The organism is Mesorhizobium sp. LCM 4577 (assembly GCF_001854795.2).
Lineage (GTDB): Bacteria > Pseudomonadota > Alphaproteobacteria > Rhizobiales > Rhizobiaceae > Mesorhizobium > Mesorhizobium plurifarium.
The window spans coordinates 100365-124234 of the sequence record NZ_MDDU01000046.1; the positions used below are offsets into that span (position 1 = coordinate 100365).

Consider the following 23870-nt stretch of genomic DNA (forward strand, 5'->3'; position numbering starts at 1 on the left):
GGCTTAGTCGATGCCGACCATGACGTCCGAAGCCTTGATCACCGCATAGGCCTGCTTGCCTTTTTCGAGCGCGAGGTCGGCGACCGCCTCGTTGGTGATCGAGGAGGTGACGATGACGCCACCGCCGATGTCGATCCTGACATGCGAGGTGGTGGCTCCCTTGACGATCTCCGTGACCTTACCCTTCAGGATATTGCGGGCGCTGATCTTCATGCGTCTCTCCTTTGAGCTTCGCCGTTGGCATTCATCGTAGGCTGGGATCACGCCGGCGCACAATGCCACGACAGGCGAAAAGCCTTTCTTTGTTATGTTCATCCGGATATATCGGTCAGAGGCTTTGGGCCGAACGGATTTTGAAACCAGGGAGAGACTTCATGACGGGCAAGGGTTTCGGGTTGAAGGCGATCGCTATTGGAGGTTTCACGGCAATGCTGATGGCGGCGGTGCCGGCGGCCCATGCCGACGACAAGGTGGTCGTGTTTGCCGCGGCGAGCCTCAAGGATGCGCTCGACGCGGTCAACAAGGCCTGTGAGCCGGAAGTCGGCGAAGCCGCCACCATTTCCTACGCGGCGAGCTCGGCGCTGGCCAAGCAGATCGAAGGCGGCGCGCCGGCCGACGTGTTCGTGTCGGCCGACCTCGACTGGATGAAATATCTCTCCGACAAGAAGCTGATCAAGCCGGATACCGAAGTGAAGCTGCTCGGCAACCAGATCGTCCTTGTGGCGCCGAAGGATTCCGCGGTAGAGACCAAGGTCGAGAAGGGATTCGACCTCGCCAAGCTGATCGGCGACGGCAAGCTTGCGATGGGCAATTTCAAGGCCGTGCCGGCCGGCAAATACGGCAAGGCGGCGCTGGAATCGCTGGGCGTCTGGTCGTCGGTCGAGGGCAAGGTCGCGCAGGCCGAGAATGTGCGTRCAGCGCTTAAGCTGGTGTCGACGGGCGAGGCGGCGCTGGGCATCGTCTACGCCACCGACGCGCATGCGGAAAAGGGCGTCAAGGTCGTTGGCACCTTCCCGGAAGATTCGCACCCGCCGATCATCTACCCGATTGCCCAGACCGCCGATTCGAAGGACAAGGATACGGCTGCCTTCCTGAAATGCGTCGAGTCGGCCAAGGCCGCCGCGCTCTTCAAGGAGCAGGGTTTCACGGTGCTCGCGCCGAGTAATTGAGAAAGACCGCGCAACGCTGACATGAACTGGCTGCTGGACCTCACTCCCGACGAATGGAATGCGGTCCGGCTGTCGATCAAGGTGGCGACGGTGGCGATGATCGCCAGCCTGCCGCCCGGCATCCTGCTTGCGCTCCTGCTGGCGCGGGGGCGTTTCTGGGGCAAGACGCTGCTCAACGGGCTGGTGCATCTGCCGCTGATCCTGCCGCCGGTTGTGACGGGCTACCTGCTTCTGCTCACCTTCGGCCGGCGCGGCCCGGCCGGGGCCTTCCTGGCCGAGCATTTCGGCATCGTCTTCTCGTTCCGCTGGACGGGCGCGGCACTGGCATGCGGGGTCATGGGCTTTCCGCTGATGGTGCGGGCCATCCGGCTCTCGATCGAGGCGGTCGACCGCAGAATCGAGGCGGCCGCCGGCACGCTCGGCGCCAATCCGCTCTGGGTGTTCGCCACCATCACGCTGCCGCTGATCCTGCCCGGGCTGATCGCGGGCGCGATCCTTTCCTTCGCCAAGGCGATGGGTGAATTCGGCGCCACCATCACCTTCGTCTCCAACATCCCCAATGAGACGCAGACGCTGCCCTCGGCGATCTACACCTTCACCCAGGTGCCAGGCGGCGACCAAGGCGCGCTCAGGCTGACGCTGATCTCGATCGCTATCTCGATGGTCGCGCTCATCGCTTCGGAAGTTCTGGCGCGTCGCGTCGGCCGGCGGATGGACATCGAATGACGCTGTCCGTGGACATCCACCATCGGCTCGGCGAATTCGCCCTGGAAGCGGGTTTCGAGAGCGCCGGCCGACTGACGGCGCTGTTCGGGCCCTCGGGGTCGGGYAAGTCGACACTGATCAACCTGATTGCGGGCCTGATCCGTCCGGACAAGGGTCGCATCTCGGTCGACGGACGCGTGCTGGTCGACACCGCCGCGCGGATCTTCGTGCCCATGCACAAGCGGCGGATCGGCATGGTGTTCCAGGATGCGCGGCTGTTCCCGCATATGAGCGTCGCCGGCAATCTGCGCTACGGCCGCTGGTTCACGCCGGCTTCCGAACGCTACGCCAAGATGGATGCGGTGGTCGATCTGCTCGGCATCGGCCATCTGCTCGACCGGCGGCCGGCGAAACTTTCGGGCGGCGAAAAGCAGCGCGTCGCCATCGGCCGTGCCCTGCTTGCCAGCCCGAAGCTGCTTCTGATGGACGAGCCGCTCGCCTCGCTCGACGAGGCGCGCAAAGCCGAGATCCTGCCTTATATCGAACGGCTGCGCGACGAGACGAAGATCCCGATCGTCTATGTCGGCCATTCCGTCGCCGAGGTGGCGCGGCTGGCGAGCGACGTCGTGGTGCTTTCGCAAGGCAAGGTCGCGGCTTCCGGAGCGACAGAAGCGATCATGCAGCGGCTCGACCTGTTGCCGGCGGAGGAACGCGGCGAGGGCGGAGCGGTACTCGACGCCAAGGTCCTGCGTCATGACGAGGCTTTCGGCATGACGGTGCTTGCCTCGCAGGCCGGCGAAATCCGGGTGCCGAAACTGGCGCGGGTGGCGGGCGCTCCGGTGCGCATTCGCATCCGCGCCCGCGACGTGATGATCGCCGTCGAGAGGCCCGCCGGCCTCAGCGCGCTCAACATCCTGGCGGGAACGATCGACAGCATGAAGCCGGGCGAGGGGCCCGAGGTCGAAATCGGCATCGATTGCCATGGCGCGGCGGTGGTCGCGCGGATCACCGAGCAATCGCGGCAGGCGCTTGGCCTCAAGCTGGGAAGTCAGGTCTTCGCGGTGATCAAGACCGTGAGCTTCGATCGCGCAAATACCGGCGCCGGCCTGCCGGCCGAGGCCGACGTTTGAGGAGCTCGGTCATGTCGCTATGTATATTTGGAATAGCGCTCAGCTTCCACAGGGACTATTGTGATGCCGTGAAATCCGAGGAGATGAAATGCCGTCGCTGAGCCTGCGGATAAATCTCGACCCCGACGGCCGGATCGGCCCGGGCAAGATTGAGCTTCTGGAGCAGATCGCCGCCTTCGGCTCGATCTCGGCCGCGGYGCGCGGCATGGAGATGTCCTACAAGCATGCCTGGGATCTGGTCGAGGACATGAACCGCGTCTTCGGCAAGCCGCTGGTCGCCGCGCAGACGGGCGGCCGCAAGGGCGGCGGCGCGCAACTGACATCGGTGGGTCTGGCCGTGGTCAGCCGCTTTCGCGCGATAGAGCGAGCCGCTTCATCGGCCGCAGCCGTGCATATGCAGGCCTTGCAGGCGGAGATCGATGCGGGGTGAGGCAGTAGGCAGTAGGCTATGATCTCCCTGGAGTTGCCGGGCCCATGAAATGGAGGACCCTCGATCGCCCTACTGCCTAATCCCCACTGCCTATTCTGGCTTCCTCAGCAGATACGTGTCCATGATCCAGCCCTTCTTTCGCCGGGCGTCCTCACGAACCCTTTCGATTTCGGCACCGACGTCGCCTAAGCGTCCGGAAATGACGATCTCATCCGGCGTGCCGAGATAGGCGCCCCACTGGATGAGCACGTCCTTGTCGGCCAGTGTGTTGAAGGCACATTTGCCGTCGAGCATGACTATGGTCGAGCCGGCATTGGCGGGCAGGCCTTCCTCGGTCAGTCGCCGGCCGGTGGTGACCAGGATCGAGTCGCCGATGCGATTGAGCGCGGTCGCGTGGGCGGCGGCCAGCGCCTGGATCGCGGTGATGCCGGGGRTGACTTCGAGCTCGAAACCGACATTGCCCCTCAGGCGCACGCGTTCGAGGATACGTAGCGCGCTGTCGTAGAGCGACGGGTCACCCCAGATCAGGAAGGCCCCGCAGCCGTCTTCGGCAAGTTCCTCGCGGATCAGGGCTTCGTAGATCTCGGCGATCGCCTCGTGCCAGTCGTCGACGGTTGTCCGGTAAGACGATGTCGGCTCGGCCCGGACCGGCACATCGAACTCGACCCGGCGCGATTTCGGATTGGTGACGAAGCGGTCGCAGATGTGCCGGCGCAAATCGGCAAGATCGTTCTTCTTCGCTCCCTTGTCGGGAATGAACAGCACGTCGGCGCGGTTCAGGCCGTCGATGGCCTGGACCGTCATGTGGTCGGGATTGCCGGCGCCGATGCCGATGACGAGAAGCTTGCGCATGGCGATCTCCTGCCCGATCGGCGGCGCGGTGTCCAGAAGTACCCGTATCCGGCGACGAAGGGCTTTGAAACGCTATCCTGAAACGGGTAGATGGAAGAGCGCATCCGGCTGGCCCCGGTATCGCGGCACAGAGGAGGGGTCCATGTTACGCACCGTACTGACCGCAGCGCTGGCAGTCATGGCCGCGCCAGCCTTCGCTAATGATTCCATCGCCGAACTCGGCACCGGTGGACTGATCCTGTCGCGCAGCGACGCCGTCGCCATGCAGAGCGAAGATCTTTTCATCTCGCCGGAGAAGGTGACGGTCGACTATGTCTTCCGCAACAACACCGACAAGGATGTCAGCTCCATCGTCGCGTTCCCGATGCCCGACATCGAAGGCGATCCCAACGAGATGCCGGCGATCCCGGAGGCGCAGAGCGATAATTTCCTCGGCTTCGAGGTGACGATCGACGGCGTCGACGCCAAGCCTCAGCTCGAGCAAAGGGCGTTTGCGCTGGGCATCGACATCACCGCCGACCTCAAGGCGCAGAACGTGCCGCTCTATCCGTTCGGCGACGCCGCCAAGGCGGCGCTGGCAAAGCTGCCCAAGGATGTCACCAAGGACTGGGAGGACCGTGGCATCATCATCGAGGATACCGCCGATGACGGCTCGGGCATGCAGACCGCCTATGTGCCCTTCTGGCAGTTGCGCTCGACTTACTGGTGGCGCTCGACCTTTCCGGCCAACAAGGAGGTCCATGTCTCGCACCGCTACAAGCCCAGCGTCGGCGGCACCTCCTCGGTCAGCTTCTTCTCCGACGGCCAGTTCCAGAACCCGCAATATCAAAGCTACAAGAGCCGCTATTGCATGGACGAGACGTTCGACAACGCGGTGCGCAAGGCGGCCAAGGCGAATCCGGACGGCTATCCGAAATATTATGAGAGCCGGATCGCCTACATCCTGACCACGGGGGGCAACTGGGCATCCGGCACCATCGGCAATTTCAAGCTGACCATCGACAAGGGCAGCCCCAAAGACCTCGTCTCCTTCTGCGGCGACAACGTCAAAAAGGTCGGGCCGACGACGTTCGAGATCACCGCGAAGGATTTCTATCCCGAGCGTGACATCGACATCCTGCTTTTGGAGCCGTCGGACAATGGCGGGAATGGCGGCTGATGGACATCGCGATCTACGTCGCCATTGCCGAAAACGGCGTGATCGGCCGCGAGGGCGGCCTGCCGTGGCGGCTTTCCACCGATCTCAAGCGCTTCAAGGCCGATACGATGGGCAAGCCGATCATCATGGGCCGCAAGACCTATGAAGGGATCGGCCGGCCGCTGCCCGGCCGGCTCAACATCGTGGTGACACGCGACAAAGCCTGGCGCGCCGAAGGCATTGAGGTGGCCCACTCGCTGGATGACGCGGTCGCTCTGGCCAGGGTACGCGGCCGCTGCATGGCGGGAGCGGAGGAAATCTGCGTGGTCGGTGGCGGCGAGATCTATGCCCAGGCCTTGCCGCTTGCCGACCGGCTGCACGTGACCCATGTGCTGGCCAGCGTCGATGGCGATGCGCATTTCCCGCCGATCGATCCCAGCACCTGGCGAGTCGTCAGCGCCAAGGACTTTCCCGCCGGCGAGAAGGATAGCCACGCGACGCGCTACACCGTCTACGAACGCCGTCGCGACGGCCGTTGACGACGACAAACGGTCGCTACCGGCCCAAATCGGACGATGGCGGTGGCACATCGCGTTGAAAGCGTGCCAAGGCGTCCCTATAGAAGAACTACGTTAGGATTGCGCCGCAAGGCCTTGAGGGAACCGAAGCGAAAGGACATTCATGCCCTGGAACGACAAGAGCGGTGGCGGCGGCCCGTGGGGCGGCGGCGGCAATCAGGGGCCCTGGGGGCAGGGACCGAAGGGGCCAAGCGGCCCGCAGGGTTCGCCCCCCGATCTCGAGGACATCATCCGCCGCGGCCAGGACAGGCTGCGGCGCGCGCTTCCGGGCGGCGGCGGCGCCAGCCCGGCCGTGCTCGGGCTGATCGCGCTGGCCCTCATCGTGCTGTGGGCCTTCAAGGCGATCTATACCGTGCAGCCAGACGAGGTTGCCGTCGAACTGCGCTTCGGCCAGCCGAAGACCGAGCTCTCGCAGCCTGGCCTGCATTTCCACTGGTGGCCGATCGAAACGGTTGAAACCGCCAAGATCTCCGAACAACTCGTCAGCATAGGCGGCGGCGCGGCCAGCGGCTCCGGGCTGATGCTCTCCGGCGATCAGAACATCGTCAACGTGCAGTTTTCGGTAGCCTATCAGGTCTCCGATCCCAGGGCCTATCTGTTCGATGTCTCCGACCCCGACGGCATGCTGACCCAGGTGGCCGAGAGCGCCATGCGCGAAGTCGTCGGCCGGCGCCCGGCGCAGGACATCTTCCGCGACGACCGCCAGGGCATCGCAACGGCGGTGCGCGAGATCATCCAGGGCACGCTCGACGGCTACAAGACCGGCCTCCAGGTGAACGCGGTCTCGATCGAGGACGCGGCACCCCCGCGCGAGGTGGCCGATGCGTTCGACGAGGTGCAGCGCGCCGAGCAGGACGAGGACAAGTTCGTCGAGCAGGCCAACCAGTATTCCAACCAGAAGCTCGGGCAGGCGCGCGGCGAGGCGGCGCAGATCCGCGAAGATGCGGCGGCCTACAAGAACCGGGTCGTTCAGGAGGCGGAAGGCGAGGCGCARCGCTTCATCTCCGTTTATAACGAATACGCCAAGGCGCCCGACGTGACGCGTAAGCGCCTCTATCTCGAAACCATGGAGAGGATCCTGAAGGACTCGAACAAGGTCGTCGTCGAGCAAGGCAACGGTCAGGGCGTGCTGCCTTACCTGCCGCTGCCGGCATTGCAGCCGAAAGCGCAACCGGCGCCGGGCCCGATGGGCGTGACGGGAGGTAACCAGTGATGGCCAACCGTCTTCCCATCATCGCCGTCATCGCGGCCGTCCTTCTGTTTTTGCTCTATTCCTCGGTATTCGTGGTCAATGCCGGCCAGCAGGCGATCGTGCTGAGGTTCGGCGAGATCATCGACGTCAAGAACGAGCCCGGCATCTACTTCAAGGCGCCGTTCGCCTTCTTCGATGCCGACAGCGTGCAGATGGTCGAGAAGCGGGTTATGCGCTTCGACCTCGACAACATCCGCGTCCAGGTCTCGGGCGGCAAGTTCTACGAGGTCGATGCCTTCATCGCCTATCGCATCTCGGATCCGCGCACCTTCCGCGCGGCAGTGTCCGGCCAGGTGGAATTGGCGGAGGCTCGTCTGAAAACGCGTCTCGATGCGGCGCTGCGCCGTGTCTACGGCCTGCGCGACTTCGAGGCCGCTCTTTCGGAAGAGCGCGGCAACATGATGCGCGAGGTGCGCGATCAGTTGCGCCCGGACGCGACCTCGCTCGGCCTCGACATCGAGGATGTGCGCATCCGCCGGACCGATCTGACGGCGGAGGTCTCGCAGCAGACCTATGACCGCATGAAGGCCGAGCGCCTGGCGGAGGCCGAGCGTCTGAGGGCGCGCGGCAACGAGGCGGCGCAGCGCATCAGGGCGCGGGCCGACCGCGAGGTCGTCGAGATCGTCGCCGAGGCGCAGAAGGAATCGGAAATCCTGCGCGGCGAGGGCGAGGCGCAGCGCAGCGCGACCTTCGCGGACGCCTATAAGCGCGATCCGGCCTTCTTCGATTTCTATCGCTCGATGAACGCCTACGGCACGGCGCTGGACAACACCGGAACGACTATGGTGCTCTCGCCCGAATCCGAGTTCTTCCGCTATTTCCGGAATCCGGACAGCAAGCCCGGACCGGCGCCTTCCGCTCCACCGGCCGCGCCTGCGACGCAACCCGGCACCGCCCAGTAGCGGGCGGTGCAGGATTTTGTGGCGGCAATCGGCCTGGTCCTGGTGATCGAAGGGCTGGTCTACGGAGGGTTTCCGGCTCTGGCCCGGAAACTCGCCGCCGAGGTGCTGTCGATGCCGGAAAATATATTGCGGATCGGCGGGCTGGTGGCGATCGCCATGGGCGTCGGTATCGTCTGGCTGGTCCGCGGCTAGCTGTTTGTTTTGCGCAATTCCGGACGGAAAACCGCTAAGCACTTTTCCCGGAATTGCCTCGAATGAAAATTCCATGGTGCCGAAGCGATTGACGATTTATCCTTGGCCGATAGCTATAGCCGCAAACGTGCCTTATTTCTTGCCAACATGAGCAAGACGGGCGCCTTTGCGGATGCGCTTTTCCTTTTCAGAACCACCGGGAGGCCACGATGATATCCGACACCCTATTGCGCGCGGCGCGGCGCATGGTCTTCGCCGGCGCCACGGCATTCGCGGTCGGCATTGTTGCCGTTCCCTCCTTCGTCACGCCGACGATCGCCGCCGACGGGCCGCCCTCGGTCGCCGATCTCGCCGAGCGCCTGCTCGGCGCGGTGGTCAACATCTCGACCTCGCAGACGGTGAAAGGCACGGAAGGACCGGGCGCGGTGCCGATGCCGCAGCTGCCCGAGGGCTCGCCGTTCCAGGATTTCTTCGACGATTTCTTCAAGAACCGTGGCGGCGACAAGGGCGGTGGCGGGCAGAAGGTGCAGTCGCTCGGCTCCGGCTTCGTCGTCGATGCCGAGCAGGGCATCGTGGTGACCAACAACCACGTCATCGCCGATGCCGACGATATCGAGGTGAATTTCTCCGATGGCGTCACGCTGAAGGCGACGCTGGTCGGCACCGACACCAAGACCGATGTCGCGGTGCTGAAGGTCGACCCCAAGGGCCACAAGCTGACAGCGGTGAAATTCGGCGATTCCACCAAGATGCGCGTCGGCGACTGGGTGATGGCGATCGGCAACCCGTTCGGCCTGGGCGGCACGGTGACGGTCGGCATCGTCTCGGCGCGCAACCGCGATATCAACTCCGGCCCCTATGACGACTTCATCCAGACCGACGCCGCCATCAACCGCGGCAATTCCGGCGGTCCGCTGTTCAACGCCGCCGGCGACGTCATCGGCATCAACACGGCGATCATCTCGCCGTCGGGCGGCTCGATCGGCATCGGCTTCTCCATCCCCTCGCAGCTTGCCGCGGGCGTCGTCGACCAGCTTCGCCAGTATGGCGAGACGCGGCGCGGCTGGCTGGGCGTACGCATCCAGCCGGTGACGGACGACATCGCCGAAAGCCTCGGCATGGCGACCGCCAAGGGCGCCCTGGTGGCCGGCGTGATCAAGGGCGGGCCGGTCGACAATGGTTCGGTGCAGGCCGGCGACGTCATCATCAAGTTTGACGGCAAGGATATCCATGAAATGCGTGACCTGCCGCGCGTCGTCGCCGAAAGCCCGGTGGGCAAGGCGGTCGACGTGGTCATCGTGCGCAAGGGCGTCGAGCAAACGGTCAAGGTTACGCTCGGACGGCTTGAGGACGGCGAGAAGCTGGCCAGCGGCGAGAACGGCAACCCCGATCAGGACAAGGGCGACAAGGCAGCGCCTCCGGTGTCGACAGCCTCGGTGCTCGGCATGACGGTCGGCGAGCTCAACGACCAGACGCGGCAGAAGTTCGGCATCGCGGCCGACGTGTCCGGCGTGGTCGTCACCGACGTCGCCAAGGATTCGGCGGCGGCCGAGCGCGGCATCCAACCCGGCGAGGTGATCACCGAGATCGCGCAGGAATCGGTCGGCACGCCGAAGGACGTTATGGACCGGATCGGCGCGCTGAAGGAGCAGGGCCGCAAGAACGCGCTCCTTATGCTGGCCTCGAAGACCGGCGAACTGCGCTTCGTGACGATCAGGATGGATTGAGCGCGGAAACGCGCCCAACCAACTGGATTTCAACGAAAAGGGCGGCTAGCGGGCCGCCCTTTTTCGTGCCTGCCAGCCTTGGCGCGACAGCCTGTAGAGGACATGCCGCTTGAGATGCGGGTGGCTGTCGGGAACGCTCGGATGATCGAAATCGGCGCCTGCGTCGGGTTGCATGCCGAGCCGCTTCATGACGGCGATCGAGCGACGGTTGCCGGCAACCGCGAACGACACGATTTCGTCGACGCCAAGCGTTTCGAAGCCAAAGGCAAGCCAGACTTCCGACGCCTCGGTGACGTAGCCCTTGCCCCAGAATTCGGGCGCCAGGCGCCAGCCGATCTCGATCGTGCCGGGCGCCAGCACGTCTATGTCTTCCGTTCCGGATAATCCGACGAAGCCGATGCATTCGCCGGTTGTGGCAATCTCGGCCGCGGCGAAGCCGTAGCCGTCCTCTTCGATCCAGGCGCAGACCTCGTCCATCTTGGCGTCCGCCGCGGCGCGGTCGCGACGGAACGGGAAGAACTCCATCACGCGCTCGTCGGAGTTGATGCGGTGGAAAAGCTCGCGGTCGCGCTCTTCCCAGTTGCGCAGGATGAGGCGCTCGGTGCGGATCGGCTTCATTCGATGAACTCTTCGCGGCGATAGCCCTGGAGATAGAGCAGCGCGGTCAGGTCGCCATGATCGATGCGGATGCGCGCCTGCTCCGCCACCGCCGGCTTGGCGTGGAGCGCGACGCCGGTGCCGGCAAGACGGATCATATCGAGATCGTTGGCGCCGTCACCGACCGCGATGGCATCCTCCGTCGTCAGCCCGAGCCTCTTCGCGATCTCGAGCAGCGCTTCCGCCTTGGCCGCGCGGCCGAGGATCGGCTCGGCCACCATGCCGGTGAATGCACCGCCGTCCTCGATCAGGCGGTTCGCCTGGTTTTCCTGGAATCCCAGCATGGCGGCGATGCGGCTGGTGAAGACGTCGAAGCCGCCGGAGACCAGCGCCGTCCAGGCGCCATGGGCGCGCATCGTCTGCACCAGCGCGCGGCCGCCGGCGGCGAGCGTCAGCCGATTGACGATGATGCGGTCGACCACGGCGGTGTCGAGGCCCCTCAGCAGGGCGACGCGCTCGCGCAGCGCGGGCTCGAAGGCGATCTCGCCATTCATCGAGCGCGCGGTGATCGCCGCCACGTGGTCCTTGACGCCGATCTCGTCGGCAAGCTCGTCGATGCACTCCTGGTCGATCATCGTCGAATCCATATCGGCGAGCAGAATCTTCTTGCGCCTGCTTTCGGCGGGCTGGACGATGACGTCGACCGGTTCCGACGCCAGCGCGGCGCGCAGATTGGCGGTCATTTCGCCGATATCGGGCGTCTGCGGCAAAACGAGATCGCAGGCGACATCCTCTGCCAGCCAGTGAACGGCGCTTGCGCCGGCGGCCCGCAAGGCCATATTCGCAAGCGAGGCCGGCACGGCGCGGGCTTCTGGACGGGACACTAAAGTGGCGATCAGCGGCATCGAACATTCCGGCAGACAGGCGGGCGAGGGCCGCGTCAAGAACGCGATCCTGATAGCCGGGCCAACCGCCAGCGGCAAGTCTGCGCTGGCGCTCGATCTTGCCGAACGCAATGGCGGGGTCATCGTCAACACCGATTCCATGCAGGGCTATTCGGTTCTCGACGTCCTGACGGCGCGGCCGAGCGCCGCCGAGATGGCACGCGCGCCGCATTTCCTTTACGGCCACGTACATCCCTCCACCGCCTATTCCACCGGCGCCTGGCTGCGCGACGTGACGAAGCTGATCGACGATGGCGTCCTGTCGGGCCGTCCAGTCGTTTTCGTCGGCGGCACCGGGCTTTATTTCCGCGCGCTGGCCGAAGGCATCTCGGATATGCCGGATATTCCGGCGGCCGTCCGCGAGCGCTGGCGTTACGAGCTCAAGGAACAAGGGGCCGAAAGGCTGCATCGTCTGCTGATGCACGAGGACTCGGCCATGGCCATGCAGCTCAGGCCGACGGACGGCCAACGCATCGTGCGCGCGCTGGAAGTGCTCGACGCTTCGGGTCGCTCGATCCTGGAATGGCAGGCGGCGCGCGGCCGGCCGCTGATCGATCGCGACAGCGCGCGCTTCCTGGTCATCGAGCCGGACCGGCAGCAACTGGTCCGGCGTATCGAGGCGCGTTTCGACCAGATGCTCGACAAGGGCGCGCTCGACGAGGTGCGTCAGCTCGTAGCGCTCGGCCTCGACCCCGATCTGCCGGCGATGAAAGCGATCGGCGTGCGCGAGCTGCAGGCGGCGATGGCCGGACAGTCTGGTTTTCCCGAAGCGATCGAACGCGCCAAGATCGCCACCCGGCAATATGCCAAGCGCCAGTCGACCTGGTTCAGGCACCAACTGGGCGCGGAGTGGCGCAGGCTGCGGCCGGGCGACGAACCGGCGCTTCTGGACTGACTAAACGCTTTTCAATCAGCACCTTAAAATCCCCGGCTCTAATTCTCGCCAAGGTTGTCCGGGTTAACGGTCCGTAAGGTCCACCATGCCATAACCTCAGGGCTTGCAGTGCCGCGGGGAGTAGATGCGTTTCCATAAGGCGGAATCCGCATTTTTCGTTTTTATTTTTGTGATCCTGGCCGCGGGCCTGGTGACCTTCCACGCCTATGGCCAATTGCAGGACATCGCCGCCGACCTCGATACGGCATCGCGCGTCGACAAGATCGTCTATCTCAACAAATTGCTGTTCGTCACCGGCGCGCTGCTGGCGACCGCGCTGTTCTTCGGCACCTTCTTCATCTACCCGCTGATCCGCGGCCAGGTGCGGGAGGAGGGCAAGCTCAGGGCCATGACCGTTTCGCTCAGCGCCCGTTCGCAGACGCTCGAGCAGGCGGCGCTCACCGACGGTCTCACCGGCATGCAGAACCGCCGCTATTTCGACGATGCGTTGCGCGAATATCTGCATGAGTTTCGCCGCATCGACAGGCCCGTCGGGCTGATGATCCTCGATCTCGATCATTTCAAGCAGGTCAACGACACGCATGGTCACGATGTCGGCGACGAGGTGCTGAGGGCCGTCGCCACGTGTCTCAGAGACATGACGCGCTATCACGATGTGGTAGCGCGGCTGGGCGGCGAGGAGTTTGCCGTCGTCACCCCCAACATGGATGTCGAACTGCTCGCCCGGTTCGCCGAGCGCATCCGCAAGGCGATCGCCAACCTGTCGATCATGTCGGGCAATGTGCGTCTCAAGGTCACCACCAGCGTCGGCCTCGCCGTCTGGGACCACAAGGAGAGCGCGGAGGATTTCTACCGCCGCGCCGATCGCCAGCTTTATGAGGCGAAGAAGCAAGGCCGCAACCGCGTCTGCGCCTAAAATCTCATCACTAAATTCGTGAGGCTGGCCGTCTGGAGGCGTTTTCTGCGCTTCCAGTGCTCACGGACTGAATGTCCGCTCCGCTCCGGTTCTCGAAAACGACTCCAGTCGACTCAGCCTGACGAATTTCCTGACGAGATTTACTCTGCTTTCGGAGGTTGCTGGCTCAATCGTTGAACTGGCGCATGCCGAAGGTCGAGGGCTTCAGGCCATAGCGTGTGTCGAAGTCGTCGTCGGGCTGGACGCGAGGGGCGGCGGCGGCCGGCTTCTTGTAGTCCGGGTCGCCAGCTTGACGAGTTGAGTCCACGGTCTCGGCAAAAGCCATGGACTGCTGCGGCTTCGGCACGTTGCGAAGCCGCTCGACGATCATCGCCAGGTCGACGTCGCAGCCGTCCACGGAGGGCTCGATCTGCTCGCCCTTCGCGGTGCCGGGGATGAACTCCTGCGCCAGCTTCTCGAATTTCAGCCGCATGGTCGTCGCCACGCCTTCGCCGAAGGCGATGGCTTCGCGCTGGCCCATGGAGGACAGGAAGGCAAGCGTCGAGGCCGAGGAGTCGGCGATCGCCGAGCGGATGATCGCCTGGTCCTGCTCGTTGGCGAGGCGCATGGCGAAGAAGGTCGAGCATTGCGACAGGATGGTCGGGTCGAGCTCGCCCGGGCGCTGGGTGACGACGCCGAGATAGCAGCCATATTTGCGGCCTTCCTTGGCGATGCGCGACAGCGCATGCCTGGTCGGCGCGAAGCCGAGGCGCGGATCGGCCGGCATGTAGCGGTGGGCCTCCTCGCAAAGCAGGAGCAGCCTCAGCCGTCCCTCGCTCCACAAGGCCAGGTCGAAGGCCAGGCGCGCCAGCACCGAGCAGACCGAGTTGACGACTTCCGAAGGCATGCCCGCCATCTCGAAGCACGTGACCGGGCGGCCATGGCTCGGAACGCGGAAAATATTGCCGATCGTTTCGTGGATCGTGTCCTCGATCAGCCGCGAATTGAACATGAAGCGGTAGCGCGGGTCGGCGGCGGCCGATTCGATGCGCGTCTTCAGCGATTTCAGGGTCGGTCGGTCGTTCTTGGCTTCAAGCATGCCCATGCGCTCGTCGATCTGCTTGATGAGATCGGCAATGCGGTAAGGCACCGGCGTGTCCGCCGTCAGCGCGTCGCTGCCGCGCCTGACATAGGTGCCGGAATTCGGGTTGCGGTAGAGGTTCTTGGCGGCCGGGATCAGGTCGCGCAGGACATCCACTTCCTCGGGCACCGTCTCGCGGCCGCGAAACAGCACTTCGGCGAACTCCTCCAGCCTGAACATCCAGAACGGCAGGTCGAGCGTCTTGGAATCGACCTTGACGCAATATTCCGGCAGCGAGGCGGCAAACTCGTTGTGCGGGTCGAGGATGAGCACGCGCAGATCCGGACGCGCCTGGATCGTCTTGCGCAAGAGCAGCGAGACCGCCGTCGATTTGCCGACGCCGGTGGTGCCGACGATCGCGAAATGGCGCGCCAGCGTGTCGTCGATGGCGATGTTGGCGTCGATCGACTCATCCTGCGACAGCGTGCCGATGGTCACCGAATGGCGCCCGGCCAGGTCGTAGACCGCCTGCAGGTCGCGGCTGCGGATGCGGTGGGCGATGGCGCCGATATGCGGATAGGTAGTGATGCCGCGGTCGAACACCGGCCTGGCGCCGGGCTCGGCACCGTCACGCACTTCACCGACCAACTCGACGCTGACCTCGATCAGGTTCTGCCCATCGTGGTTCCAGTGAAGGTCCGACTTGCCGATGGCATAGACAAGGCCGACCGTTCTCGTCGAGCCGAGATTGATTGAGATCATCCTGCCAACGGTCCAGAGGCCGGTGACTGTGCCTTCGGCATCCTCTGCAAAGGCGCTGATGGTGGCGCGGGCGCCGTCGCATTGCACGACATTGCCCAGAATGCGCTTGTCGTTCTGCTGGATGTTGCGGCGTTCCTGCGAGGTCGGTTCCCCGACGGAGGCTTCGCGTTCAACAAACATCATGCTCTGGTCCCATTCCCCTGGAGCAGGAACCCTATCCAATCGGGGTTAAAGTCACGTGAGGTCGGATGGTGTAGGCAGCGTTAAGCCAGCCGCGACAATTCGATCGAACAGCCTCTTCCCCGTTTTCGGAATTCCGATATATTGGATGAATGGACGATATATCGAATGAGATCACAGCGACGATCGGCAGGCGCATACGTTCCGAAAGAACGATGAGGGGCTGGTCTCTGGCCGAATTGGCCGAGCGCTCGGACGTCTCGAAGGCGATGCTGAGCGTCATCGAACGCGGGACGACCAGTCCGACCGCGGCGCTTTTGGTGCGCGTCGCGGCGGCCTTCGGCATGACGTTGTCGACGCTGATCGCACGAGCCGAGACGCAAGGCGGCGGCGTCTCGCGCAAGGAGGAGCAGCCGATCTGGCAGGACCCGGCAACCGGTTACATAAGGCGGCATCTGTCGCCGGCATCGCAGATGCCGCTGGAACTGATCCGGGTCAGCCTGCCGGCAGGCGCCAAGGTCAGCCTTCCGGCGTCGTCCTACGCCTTCATCAAGCAGCAGATATGGCTGATCGACGGAAGGCTGGATTTCACCGAGGGCGATATGGTGCACAGGCTCGGGCCCGGCGACTGCCTGGCTTTGGGTGCCCCGTCGGATTGCGTCTTTCATGCTCCCGGACCCGATGCGGCGGAGTATCTCGTGGCGCTGGTCAGGGACTGACCTTGATGCCCCGACGGCCAAAACGCTCGCACAATGGCGGGCCGCCGCTCGACGACTATGACGGCCCGCCCTGGGGCAAGGGCGATGCCTATATTTTCCTCGCCTGGCGCGCCGCCCATGACAAGGCCTGGAAGGCGCCGAGCCACGCCGTCATGCTGATGCGGCTGGAGAGGGCCGAGCGGCTCGGGCTGACCTACGAGGAATATACGCTCGAGATCCTGGAGCGCGGCCGCCATCTCGGCGAGGAAGATGCCGACCGTATTGCCGAAATCCGGCGGGCGCGCCGGCGCAAACGGGCCAGCCATTTCGAATGACCCTTGTGCCCGATATCTCGTTGCCTGGAGAGCACCAGCATGAACTCCCTTGAAATCCGGGCGTTGAGCGGCGAGGCGGCAACCATCGCGATGCTCTCCGATCTGTTGATCGAAACGGTCGCCGCTGGCGGATCGGTGAGCTTCATGCATCCATTGTCAGTGGAGGCCGCGCGGGATTTCTGGCGCCAGTCGCTTGCCGCAGCCGCGCGCGGGGAAAGGGCGGTGCTGGGCGCATGGCAGGGCGATGCGCTTGCCGGCACGGTCACGCTGCTGCTCGGCTTCCCGCCCAATCAACCRCACCGCGCCGAGATCGCCAAGCTGATGACCGGCCCGGCCCATCGCGGCAAAGGCGTCGCGACCCGCCTGATGCGCGCCGCGGAAGAACTGGCAGTCGAGAAAGGCCGCACGCTGCTCGTGCTTGACACGGCGAGCGAAGAGGGCGCGGCGGGCCTCTATGAGAAGCTTGGTTTCACGCTGACGGGAGAAATCCCCGATTTTGCGCTCAAGCCGCATGGCGGGCTGACCGGCACGTTGATCTACTGGAAGCGGATAGGAGCGGAGGCCTGTACGCTATCTTGACCTTCCGGCAACGCGCGACAGAAGCCAGCGGCGAAAATCCTGCTCGGCGCCGGACAATCGCGATAATGACGGTCTCGTCAGGAAATGCCCCGATGGGCTCGAAAGCTCGAAATCCGAAAGCCTGACGAGCCCCTTGTCCTTGAGGGCTGTGTCGATCAGCGGGCGCGAGCCGAGCAGTGCTCCGGCGCCGGCCTTCGCGGCTTCCATCGCGGCGACGAAACTGTCGAAGCGATGCGAGCGGCGGGAATGGCCGGCAAGCCCCGCGGCGGCGAACCATTCCGCCCACATCTCGCGCGCGCCTGCCACCAGGAGCAGCGGCAATGACGTCCAATCGGCTTCCCGGGCGAGCGGCGGAGCCGCGACCGGGACAAGCCGCTCGACGGTCAGCCGGTCGGCCTCGCGCCCGGGAAAGGACCCGTTGCCGAAACGTATGTCGAGCGCCGAACCCGGCTGGTCGTAGTCGGTCGGCCGGTGGATGGTTACCAGATCGAGCCGGACCTGCGGCAGCGCCTTTGCCAGGTCGGGCAGAGCCGGGACCAGCACCAGAAGGGCAAACGAGATTGGAGCCCGGATCGAGACGGTCTGCAAGGCGCGCGGCTCGAACAGCTCGCTTGTGCTGTTGCCGATGGTCRCGAATGCCGACTGGATGTGCGGGAGATAGGCCGCCCCTTCCGGCGACAGCGCCACGCCGCGCGCCAGACGCGCGAACAGTCGCGTCTTCAGCCGCTCTTCCAGTAAACGGATATGCTGGCTCACCGCGGCCTGGGTGAGCCCCAGCTCCGCGGCAGCGGCGGTGAAGTTGGACAGGCGGGCGGCTGCCTCGAAACTGCGCAGCCAGTCGAGAGGGGGTATCGTATCGAATACTTTCTCAGCCATTAGAAATTTAGCGCCAATACCCGCAAAACGATAATTTGAATTATGCCTTCGATGAAGTCAGCATGCAATCCGTGCCCGTTGTGGCGGGTACAAAACGGGAGCTTTCAAAGTATGTTGATGAGGGTAACGCTGGGCGACGATGGGCGAACGATCGAGCTTGGCTGGCAGGACGGAGCGGTGAGCCGCTTCCACGCCATGTGGCTGCGAGACAATGCGCTGGACGACAAGACGCGCAGCGCCGGCAACGGCCAGCGGCTGATCACCATTCTCGATATTCCGGCGGAAACGCGGATCGGTGCGGCCTCCATCAGGGGCGAAACGCTGGAGGTCACATTCGTTCCCGAAGGCAAGGCCGTCAACTTTCCCGCAAGCTGGCTCCGCGCTCATGCCTATGATCGCAAGGAGGATCACGAGCCCGGCTGGACGGGAGGCGACGTACAGCGCTGGACGAAAGCCACGATGCAGAATTCCGTGCCGCGCGCTGCCTATGGGGATGCCAGCCGCGACGGCAACGTGCTGCGGCAATGGCTGGCAGCGGTGCGCCGCTTCGGCTTTGCCGTCATGGACGGCCTGCCCACGGAATCCGGCGCGCTGTGCAAGGTGGCCGACCTCTTCGGCTACGTCCGGGAGACCAATTACGGGCGCTGGTTCGAGGTGCGCGCCGAGGTCAATCCGAACAACCTCGCCTATACCAATCTCGGCCTGCAGGCGCATACCGACAATCCCTATCGCGACCCGGTGCCGACGCTGCAGATCTTGTCCTGCATCGAGAACACAGTGGAAGGCGGCGAATCCAGCGTCGTCGACGGGTTCGCGGTGGCGGCGGCACTTCAGGCGGAAAACCCGGACGGCTTCCGGCTGCTCTCTTCCTATCCGGCGCGTTTCGAGTATGCCGGCTCGTCGGGCGTGCGGCTCCAGTCCAAGCGGCCGATGATCGAACTCGGACCCGATGGCGAGCTCATCTGCATCCGCTTCAACAACCGCTCGCTGGCGCCGGCCGTCGACGTGCCGTTCGCCGAGATGGACAAATACTATGCGGCCTACCGCCGGTTCGCTGAGCTGATCGAGGATCCGGCTTTCGAGGTCACCTTCAAGCTCGAAGCGGGACAATCCTTCATCGTCGACAACACCCGCGTCATGCATGCGCGCAAGGCGTTTTCGGGCAGCGGCAAGCGATGGCTGCAGGGCTGCTACGCCGACAAGGACGGCCTGCTGTCGACGCTTGCCGCGATCGAGCATGGTTTCAAGGAGGCGGCGGAATGAAACCGAACGACCTGAATGCCGGCAACATCGTCGAATTCATCGCCGATATCTTCGAGCGCCGCGGGGCGGAATCCTATCTCGGCGAGCCTGTCACGATGTCGGAGCATATGCTGCAGGGCGCGTGGTTGGCCGAGCAGGATGGCGCGCCGGAGGAACTGGTGGCAGCGGCGCTGCTGCACGACATCGGCCACTACACCAGCGAGTTCGGCACCTATTCGCCTGACGACGTCGAGGACAAGCATCATGACGAGGCGGGCGGCGAGGTGCTGGCGCCTTTCTTTCCGCCGGTCATCGTCGAATGCGTCAGGCTGCATGTCTCGGCCAAGCGCTATCTGTGCGCCACCGATCCAAGCTATTTCGGCAAGCTGTCGCCGGCCTCGATGCATACGCTGTCGTTGCAGGGCGGGCCGATGAGCGCGGCGGAAGTGGCCGAGTTCCGCAGCAATCCGTTCCACGACGAAGCGGTGCGCGTGCGCATCTGGGACGAGGGCGGCAAGGTCGCCAATATGAAGACGCGAGCCTTCCGCGATTACGTGCCGTTGCTCGAGCGGGTGGTGAAGAAGTTCGCGGCTGAAAAGGCGGCATAGACGCGGAAGCCCGGCTGACCGGGCTTCCGCCTTCCGCGAGAGCGCTGTGCGTCAGCTCTTGTGATAGACCTCCTGCAGCCCATAGACCGGCGTCGGCAAGCCGACCTGCCTGGCTTTGAGCTGCAGTGACAGATACTGCGAGTAGTGCCGCGACTGGTGCAGGTTGCCGCCATGGAACCACAGCGCTTCCTGTTGCGTCGGCTTCCACATGTTGCGCTGCTCGCCTTCCCATGGGCCGGGATCCTTGGTGGTGGCGGAGCCGAGGCCCCAGACCTTGCCGACCTTGTCCGCCACCTCCTGCGAGATGAGATCGGCGGCCCAGCCGTTCATCGAGCCGTAGCCGGTGGCATAGATCACGAGGTCGGCCGGCAGTTCGGTGCCGTCGACGAATTTGACACCGGTCTCGGTCAATTCCTGCACCGCGGCGCCCGGTCCGCTCTTCAGCTTGATCGAGCCGTCGATGACGAGGTCGCAGGCGCCGACATCGATGTAATAGCCGGAGCCGCGGCGCAGGTATTTCATGAACAGACCCGAGCCGTCGTCACCCCAGTCGAGCAGGAAGCCTGCCTTTTCCAAGTCGGCGTAGAATTTTGCGTCGCGCTCCTTCATCTGCTCGTAGAGCGGGATCTGGAACTCGTGCAGGATGCGGTAGGGGAGCGAAGCGAAGATCATGTCGGCCTTGCGCGTTGTCATGCCGTTCTCCACCGCCTGCTCGGAGTAGAGTGCGCCAAGCCCGATATCCATCAGCGTGTCCGACTTGACGATATGGGTCGACGAGCGCTGCACCATGGTCACGTCCGCGCCGCCTTCCCAAAGTGCTGCGCAGATATCGTGCGCCGAGTTGTTCGAGCCGATGACCACCACCTTCTTGCCCCGGTATTTGTCCGGGCCGGGATGGGTCGAGGAGTGCTGCTGCTCGCCCTTGAAGATGTCCTGGCCCTTGTATTTCGGCCAGTTCGCCTTGCCGGACATACCGGTCGCCAGCACCAGCTGCTTGGGCTTCAGCACCATTTCCTTGCCGTCGCGCTCGACGACCACGGTCCATTCCTTCGTCTTCTCGTCGTATTTGGCGGATTTGGCGGTGGTGGAGGACCAATAGTTCAGCTCCATCACCTTGGTGTACATCTCCAGCCAGTCGCCGATCTTGTCCTTCGGCGCGAAGACCGGCCAGTTCTTGGGGAAGTCGATATAGGGAAGGTGATCGTACCAGACCGGGTCGTGCAGGCAGAGCGACTTGTAGCGCTTGCGCCAGGAGTCGCCCGGACGCTCGTTCTTCTCGACGATGACGGCCGGCACGCCGAGCTGTTTCAGCCTTGCGCCGAGAGCAATTCCGCCCTGGCCGCCGCCGATGATGACGACATAGGGCTGCTTGGTGTGGCCGAGCTCGGCGATCTCGTCGTCGCGCTCCTCGCGCCACGTCTTGCGGTCCTTGCCGTGTCCGTGCTTGGCGCCGAGGGGGCGGGTGAAGCCCGCTTTCTCTTCATAGCCTTTCAGCTCCGCCATCGTGGTCAGCAGCGTCCAGATCAGGTCGCCCTTGAACCGCACGAGGCCAAAGCCGCGCGCCACGCTCGTCTCGAAGGTGATCCAGGCGGTGATGACGCCGCCGTCCTCGCTCGCTTCCTCGCCCTTGGCCACCGACCAGCCGGTCGGCTTGGTGCTGGCCAGCGTCGCCCGCAGCATGTCGCGAACCTGGTCCTGGCCTTCCATCGTCTTCAGGTTCCAGGTGAAGGTGACGAGGTCGCGCCAGTAGCAGTCGGCCTGGAAGCAGTTGACGGCGCTGTCGATGCCGCCGGCTTCCAGCGCCTTGCCGAACTTGTCGAGCAGTGCCTGCGCCTTGGTGGTGGGTGTTCTCTCGAGCATTTGTTCTCCTCCACTTGCTAGAGTGCGCCATGAGCAGCAAGCGGCGTGCCAACCGTGGCGCTCATTATGGATTGCAATGGAATCAACCTGTTAGGACGCTCTTCCGTCGTCTTGCCTGTTGCGTTTCTGTTGCACGCGCTACGGCGCGCCACAGTCCTGCAGTATCAATTCGGTGCTTCCAGCCGCAGGCGCTTCATGCGGCGATGCACCGTGGTGCGGTCGACGCCGAGACGCCGGGCGGCTTCGGAAATGTTCCAGCCGGTTGCCGCCAGCACGGCCAACAGGGCGCCGCGCTCTTCCTCGAGCGAGGGCGCGCGCAGCGCGACCAGGCTGGCGGACGGGGCCGGCGGCGCCGCGCGGGAGGCGCCGAAATCGGGAAGGTCGGAAGGCTGGATCGTCTCGTCCTCGCAAAGCGCCACCGCCAGATCCACGGCGTTGACGAGCTCGCGGATGTTGCCGGGCCAGTCGTGGCGGATCAGCGCCAGCCGCGCCGCCGCCGACAGTTTTGCCGGCCGCCCGGCAAGACGTGCGCGCTCGCCGACCAGCCGTTCCAGCAGCCATTCGAAATCCGTGCGCTCGCGCAGTGGCGGCAAGGTCAGCGGGGCGGCGTTCAGCCTATAGAACAGGTCCTCGCGGAAACGGCCCTCGGCAACCAGCTGGCGCAGGTCATGATGCGAGGCGGAGATGACCTTGATGTCGACGGGCCGAGGCGCGATGCCGCCGACCGGGACCAGTTCGCGCTCGGCGATCACTCGCAAAAGCCGCGATTGCAGCGCGTAGGGCATATCGCCGATCTCGTCGAGGAACAGCGTGCCGCCGTCGGCGCTCTCGATCAGACCCTTGCGCCCTCTGGCCGTGGCGCCGGTAAAGGCGCCAGCGGCATGCCCGAACAGCTCGCTCTCGATCAGATGTTCCGGGATAGCCGCGCAGTTGATGGCCACGAACGGGCCGGCGCGCCCGGAACTGTCATGGATCGCCCGGGCGAGAACCTCTTTGCCGGAGCCGGTCTCGCCATGGATCAGGATCGGGATCGCGGTGCGCGCCAGCTTGGCTGCCCGCATTTGCACCGCCGTCATAACCGGGTCGCCGCCCGAAAGCTCGGCGATCGGTCCCGGCAGCACCTCCACAGGGGCGCGGCGTCCACTCGTCGGCTGCGGTTCGATGGCATGCGCGAACAGCGCGCTGCCGTTGCGGCCGAACACCAGCCGCTCCTCGGTCGGGCGGCCGCGCGTCAAATTCGGCAAGTCGTCGATATCCATGTCGAGGTAACGCGAGATCGGCTGGCCGATCGGCGAGGACGAGAGCCTCCAGTCGATGCCACCGGCTTGCGCCAAAAGCAGCGCCGCGCCGCGCGTCGTGCCGAGGATCCGGCCCGACGCGTCGAGCGCGATGGCCGCTTCCGGATCGACGTCGAGGAATTCGGGCGAACGTGAGAAGCGCAGCACCCATTCCGAATGCATCTGCGCCATCAAATTGGCGAGCTCRATGCGCCGGGCGGATGCCGTCACAAGGTGAAGGGCAAGGTTCTGGCTGACCTTCGGCTGCGGCGAGCGCAGCAGCGATATGTCGAGCACGGCGGTCAATTCGCCCTTGGTGTCGAAGATCGGCGCAGCGGTGCAGGAAAGCGGCGTGTGGGTGGTGTCGAAATGGTCGGTCTGGTGAATGGTCATCGCCTCGCCGGTGACGATGCAGGAGCCGACGCCGCAGGTTCCGGTGCGGCTCTCCGACCATTCGGAGCCGAGATAGAGCCCGGCCTTGCGCAACTGATCCATGAACAGCGGGTCGCCGAGAAAGTCGACGGTGACGCCCTTGGCATCGGCCAGCAGCAAGACGTAGTTCTGGCCCGCCACCTGCTTGAACAATGTCTCGAGGCCGCTGCGGGCAATGGCGATCAGCCTTTCGGACTGCTCGCGGTGCTCGCGCAACTGCGTGTCGGGAACGATGTAGGCTTCCGTCGGACGTGCCGGGTCGAGCCGATGCGTGTCGATGCAGCGCAGCCAGGATTGGACCACGATATCGTCGCGGGCCGATCGCGCGCCGGACAGCACCTGTTCGATTTCGCGGATATGCTCCCGCTCGCCAGCCATGCGTCCTCCTCGCACGTCCTTTGCCAACGCATAGTGGTGCGTCGGAGAGGCACGCTCAACTGTACTATGGTAGCTGTATCAAAGGAACGCGCCGGCGCCATTCTCACAGGCGGGTGAATTCGTACCGGACCCCATTGACGAGCCCGCGTTTTCGCC

At 64.6% G+C, this 23870-nt stretch carries 25 protein-coding genes; 17 read left to right on the forward strand and 8 right to left on the reverse strand.

Annotated features, from left to right (window positions below; genetic code table 11):
• Positions 1-3: 3 nt before the first annotated feature.
• A complete protein-coding gene (locus tag LCM4577_RS27610) occupies positions 4-213 on the reverse strand; it encodes a molybdopterin-binding protein (protein WP_040995706.1) in 210 nt (69 codons plus the stop codon).
• Between the two features lie 161 nt (positions 214-374).
• Between LCM4577_RS27610 and modA the strand changes: the two genes are divergently transcribed.
• From modA to LCM4577_RS27630, 4 genes are all read left to right on the forward strand, one after another.
• Entirely contained in the window at positions 375-1169 is a 795-nt protein-coding gene (gene modA / locus LCM4577_RS27615) for a molybdate ABC transporter substrate-binding protein (RefSeq protein ID WP_071074245.1), read from the forward strand.
• 21 nt (positions 1170-1190) lie between these two features.
• Positions 1191-1895: a molybdate ABC transporter permease subunit gene (modB, locus tag LCM4577_RS27620; protein WP_071074246.1), complete on the forward strand. Its 705-nt coding sequence runs from the start codon at positions 1191-1193 to the stop codon at positions 1893-1895.
• Complete coding sequence (gene modC, locus LCM4577_RS27625) at positions 1892-3004, forward strand: molybdenum ABC transporter ATP-binding protein (RefSeq protein ID WP_071074247.1); 1113 nt, start codon at positions 1892-1894, stop codon at positions 3002-3004. Before modB ends, modC begins: the two co-directional genes overlap by 4 nt.
• Before the next feature lie 88 nt (positions 3005-3092).
• On the forward strand, positions 3093-3434 hold the full coding sequence (locus LCM4577_RS27630; protein WP_071074248.1) for a winged helix-turn-helix domain-containing protein: 342 nt from the start codon (positions 3093-3095) through the stop codon (positions 3432-3434).
• A gap of 90 nt (positions 3435-3524) precedes the next feature.
• Here the strand turns inward: LCM4577_RS27630 and cobF are convergent, their stop codons facing one another.
• Positions 3525-4286 carry a precorrin-6A synthase (deacetylating) gene (gene cobF / locus LCM4577_RS27635; RefSeq protein WP_071074249.1) on the reverse strand — a complete coding sequence of 254 codons (762 nt, stop codon included), beginning with the start codon at positions 4284-4286 and terminating at the stop codon, positions 3525-3527.
• Between the two features lie 142 nt (positions 4287-4428).
• Between cobF and LCM4577_RS27640 the strand changes: the two genes are divergently transcribed.
• From LCM4577_RS27640 to LCM4577_RS27665, 6 genes are all read left to right on the forward strand, one after another.
• Entirely contained in the window at positions 4429-5445 is a 1017-nt protein-coding gene (locus LCM4577_RS27640; protein ID WP_071074250.1) for a DUF4424 domain-containing protein, read from the forward strand.
• Complete coding sequence (locus tag LCM4577_RS27645; RefSeq protein WP_071031657.1) at positions 5445-5963, forward strand: dihydrofolate reductase; 519 nt, start codon at positions 5445-5447, stop codon at positions 5961-5963. The genes LCM4577_RS27640 and LCM4577_RS27645 overlap by 1 nt, the downstream gene beginning before the upstream one ends.
• 142 nt (positions 5964-6105) lie before the next feature.
• Complete coding sequence (gene hflK, locus LCM4577_RS27650; protein WP_071074251.1) at positions 6106-7215, forward strand: FtsH protease activity modulator HflK; 1110 nt, start codon at positions 6106-6108, stop codon at positions 7213-7215.
• Positions 7215-8156, forward strand: a complete 942-nt coding sequence (gene hflC / locus LCM4577_RS27655) for a protease modulator HflC (protein WP_040982154.1) — start codon at positions 7215-7217, stop codon at positions 8154-8156. Before hflK ends, hflC begins: the two co-directional genes overlap by 1 nt.
• Before the next feature lie 6 nt (positions 8157-8162).
• The gene (locus LCM4577_RS27660; RefSeq protein WP_071031654.1) at positions 8163-8348 is read left to right on the forward strand and encodes a DUF2065 family protein; all 186 of its coding nucleotides are present in this window, start codon (positions 8163-8165) and stop codon (positions 8346-8348) included.
• 209 nt (positions 8349-8557) lie between these two features.
• Positions 8558-10075, forward strand: coding sequence for a DegQ family serine endoprotease (locus LCM4577_RS27665; protein WP_041012229.1), 1518 nt, complete (start codon positions 8558-8560; stop codon positions 10073-10075).
• A gap of 45 nt (positions 10076-10120) precedes the next feature.
• On the opposite strand, the gene LCM4577_RS27670 is transcribed toward LCM4577_RS27665, so the two are convergent.
• Positions 10121-10693, reverse strand: a complete 573-nt coding sequence (locus LCM4577_RS27670; RefSeq protein WP_071031652.1) for a GNAT family N-acetyltransferase — start codon at positions 10691-10693, stop codon at positions 10121-10123.
• On the reverse strand, positions 10690-11577 hold the full coding sequence (gene serB / locus LCM4577_RS27675; protein WP_116390202.1) for a phosphoserine phosphatase SerB: 888 nt from the start codon (positions 11575-11577) through the stop codon (positions 10690-10692). Before serB ends, LCM4577_RS27670 begins: the two co-directional genes overlap by 4 nt.
• On the opposite strand from serB, the gene miaA reads away from it, so the two are divergent.
• A complete protein-coding gene (gene miaA / locus LCM4577_RS27680) occupies positions 11567-12511 on the forward strand; it encodes a tRNA (adenosine(37)-N6)-dimethylallyltransferase MiaA (protein WP_041012227.1) in 945 nt (314 codons plus the stop codon). The genes serB and miaA overlap by 11 nt on opposite strands.
• Positions 12512-12635: 124 nt before the next feature.
• Positions 12636-13427 (forward strand): GGDEF domain-containing protein, encoded by a 792-nt coding sequence (locus tag LCM4577_RS27685; protein WP_071074252.1) that lies wholly within the window; start codon positions 12636-12638, stop codon positions 13425-13427.
• Between the two features lie 166 nt (positions 13428-13593).
• Here the strand turns inward: LCM4577_RS27685 and LCM4577_RS27690 are convergent, their stop codons facing one another.
• Complete coding sequence (locus LCM4577_RS27690; RefSeq protein WP_071074393.1) at positions 13594-15429, reverse strand: ATP-binding protein; 1836 nt, start codon at positions 15427-15429, stop codon at positions 13594-13596.
• A gap of 152 nt (positions 15430-15581) precedes the next feature.
• On the opposite strand from LCM4577_RS27690, the gene LCM4577_RS27695 reads away from it, so the two are divergent.
• The 3 genes from LCM4577_RS27695 to LCM4577_RS27705 are packed head-to-tail and all read left to right on the forward strand — an operon-like array spanning position 15582 to position 17041.
• On the forward strand, positions 15582-16148 hold the full coding sequence (locus LCM4577_RS27695; RefSeq protein WP_041007738.1) for an XRE family transcriptional regulator: 567 nt from the start codon (positions 15582-15584) through the stop codon (positions 16146-16148).
• A 5-nt stretch (positions 16149-16153) separates the two neighbouring features.
• Positions 16154-16462 (forward strand): hypothetical protein, encoded by a 309-nt coding sequence (locus LCM4577_RS27700; RefSeq protein WP_041007736.1) that lies wholly within the window; start codon positions 16154-16156, stop codon positions 16460-16462.
• Between the two features lie 39 nt (positions 16463-16501).
• Complete coding sequence (locus LCM4577_RS27705) at positions 16502-17041, forward strand: GNAT family N-acetyltransferase (RefSeq protein ID WP_071074253.1); 540 nt, start codon at positions 16502-16504, stop codon at positions 17039-17041.
• Here LCM4577_RS27705 and LCM4577_RS27710 read toward each other — a convergent pair.
• Positions 17033-17917: a LysR family transcriptional regulator gene (locus tag LCM4577_RS27710; protein ID WP_071074254.1), complete on the reverse strand. Its 885-nt coding sequence runs from the start codon at positions 17915-17917 to the stop codon at positions 17033-17035. The genes LCM4577_RS27705 and LCM4577_RS27710 overlap by 9 nt on opposite strands.
• Before the next feature lie 111 nt (positions 17918-18028).
• Here LCM4577_RS27710 and LCM4577_RS27715 point away from each other — a divergent pair, with 111 nt between their 5' ends.
• Together LCM4577_RS27715 and LCM4577_RS27720 are read left to right on the forward strand one after the other, a co-directional pair.
• Positions 18029-19180, forward strand: coding sequence for a gamma-butyrobetaine dioxygenase (locus tag LCM4577_RS27715; RefSeq protein WP_071074255.1), 1152 nt, complete (start codon positions 18029-18031; stop codon positions 19178-19180).
• The gene (locus LCM4577_RS27720) at positions 19177-19767 is read left to right on the forward strand and encodes an HD domain-containing protein (protein ID WP_071074256.1); all 591 of its coding nucleotides are present in this window, start codon (positions 19177-19179) and stop codon (positions 19765-19767) included. Before LCM4577_RS27715 ends, LCM4577_RS27720 begins: the two co-directional genes overlap by 4 nt.
• Positions 19768-19818: 51 nt before the next feature.
• Here LCM4577_RS27720 and LCM4577_RS27725 read toward each other — a convergent pair whose 3' ends face one another.
• A complete protein-coding gene (locus tag LCM4577_RS27725) occupies positions 19819-21627 on the reverse strand; it encodes an NAD(P)/FAD-dependent oxidoreductase (protein WP_071074257.1) in 1809 nt (602 codons plus the stop codon).
• Positions 21628-21791: 164 nt separating this feature from the next.
• Positions 21792-23714, reverse strand: coding sequence for a sigma-54-dependent Fis family transcriptional regulator (locus tag LCM4577_RS27730; protein ID WP_071074258.1), 1923 nt, complete (start codon positions 23712-23714; stop codon positions 21792-21794).
• Between the last annotated feature and the right edge of the window lie 156 nt (positions 23715-23870).

What these genes read in the sequence shown, in the direction of transcription:
- LCM4577_RS27700 (WP_041007736.1), top strand. Translation starts at nt 16,154, where the DNA reads ATGCCCCGACGGCCAAAACGCTCGCACAATGGCGGGCCGCCGCTCGAC.
- hflC (WP_040982154.1), top strand. Translation starts at nt 7,215, where the DNA reads ATGGCCAACCGTCTTCCCATCATCGCCGTCATCGCGGCCGTCCTTCTG.
- LCM4577_RS27670 (WP_071031652.1), bottom strand. Translation starts at nt 10,693, where the DNA reads ATGAAGCCGATCCGCACCGAGCGCCTCATCCTGCGCAACTGGGAAGAG.
- LCM4577_RS27640 (WP_071074250.1), top strand. Translation starts at nt 4,429, where the DNA reads ATGTTACGCACCGTACTGACCGCAGCGCTGGCAGTCATGGCCGCGCCA.
- modB (WP_071074246.1), top strand. Translation starts at nt 1,191, where the DNA reads ATGAACTGGCTGCTGGACCTCACTCCCGACGAATGGAATGCGGTCCGG.
- LCM4577_RS27610 (WP_040995706.1), bottom strand. Translation starts at nt 213, where the DNA reads ATGAAGATCAGCGCCCGCAATATCCTGAAGGGTAAGGTCACGGAGATC.
- LCM4577_RS27690 (WP_071074393.1), bottom strand. Translation starts at nt 15,429, where the DNA reads ATGTTTGTTGAACGCGAAGCCTCCGTCGGGGAACCGACCTCGCAGGAA.
- LCM4577_RS27685 (WP_071074252.1), top strand. Translation starts at nt 12,636, where the DNA reads ATGCGTTTCCATAAGGCGGAATCCGCATTTTTCGTTTTTATTTTTGTG.
- LCM4577_RS27725 (WP_071074257.1), bottom strand. Translation starts at nt 21,627, where the DNA reads ATGCTCGAGAGAACACCCACCACCAAGGCGCAGGCACTGCTCGACAAG.
- LCM4577_RS27720 (WP_071074256.1), top strand. Translation starts at nt 19,177, where the DNA reads ATGAAACCGAACGACCTGAATGCCGGCAACATCGTCGAATTCATCGCC.
- serB (WP_116390202.1), bottom strand. Translation starts at nt 11,577, where the DNA reads ATGCCGCTGATCGCCACTTTAGTGTCCCGTCCAGAAGCCCGCGCCGTG.
- LCM4577_RS27665 (WP_041012229.1), top strand. Translation starts at nt 8,558, where the DNA reads ATGATATCCGACACCCTATTGCGCGCGGCGCGGCGCATGGTCTTCGCC.
- LCM4577_RS27645 (WP_071031657.1), top strand. Translation starts at nt 5,445, where the DNA reads ATGGACATCGCGATCTACGTCGCCATTGCCGAAAACGGCGTGATCGGC.
- LCM4577_RS27695 (WP_041007738.1), top strand. Translation starts at nt 15,582, where the DNA reads ATGGACGATATATCGAATGAGATCACAGCGACGATCGGCAGGCGCATA.
- LCM4577_RS27715 (WP_071074255.1), top strand. Translation starts at nt 18,029, where the DNA reads ATGTTGATGAGGGTAACGCTGGGCGACGATGGGCGAACGATCGAGCTT.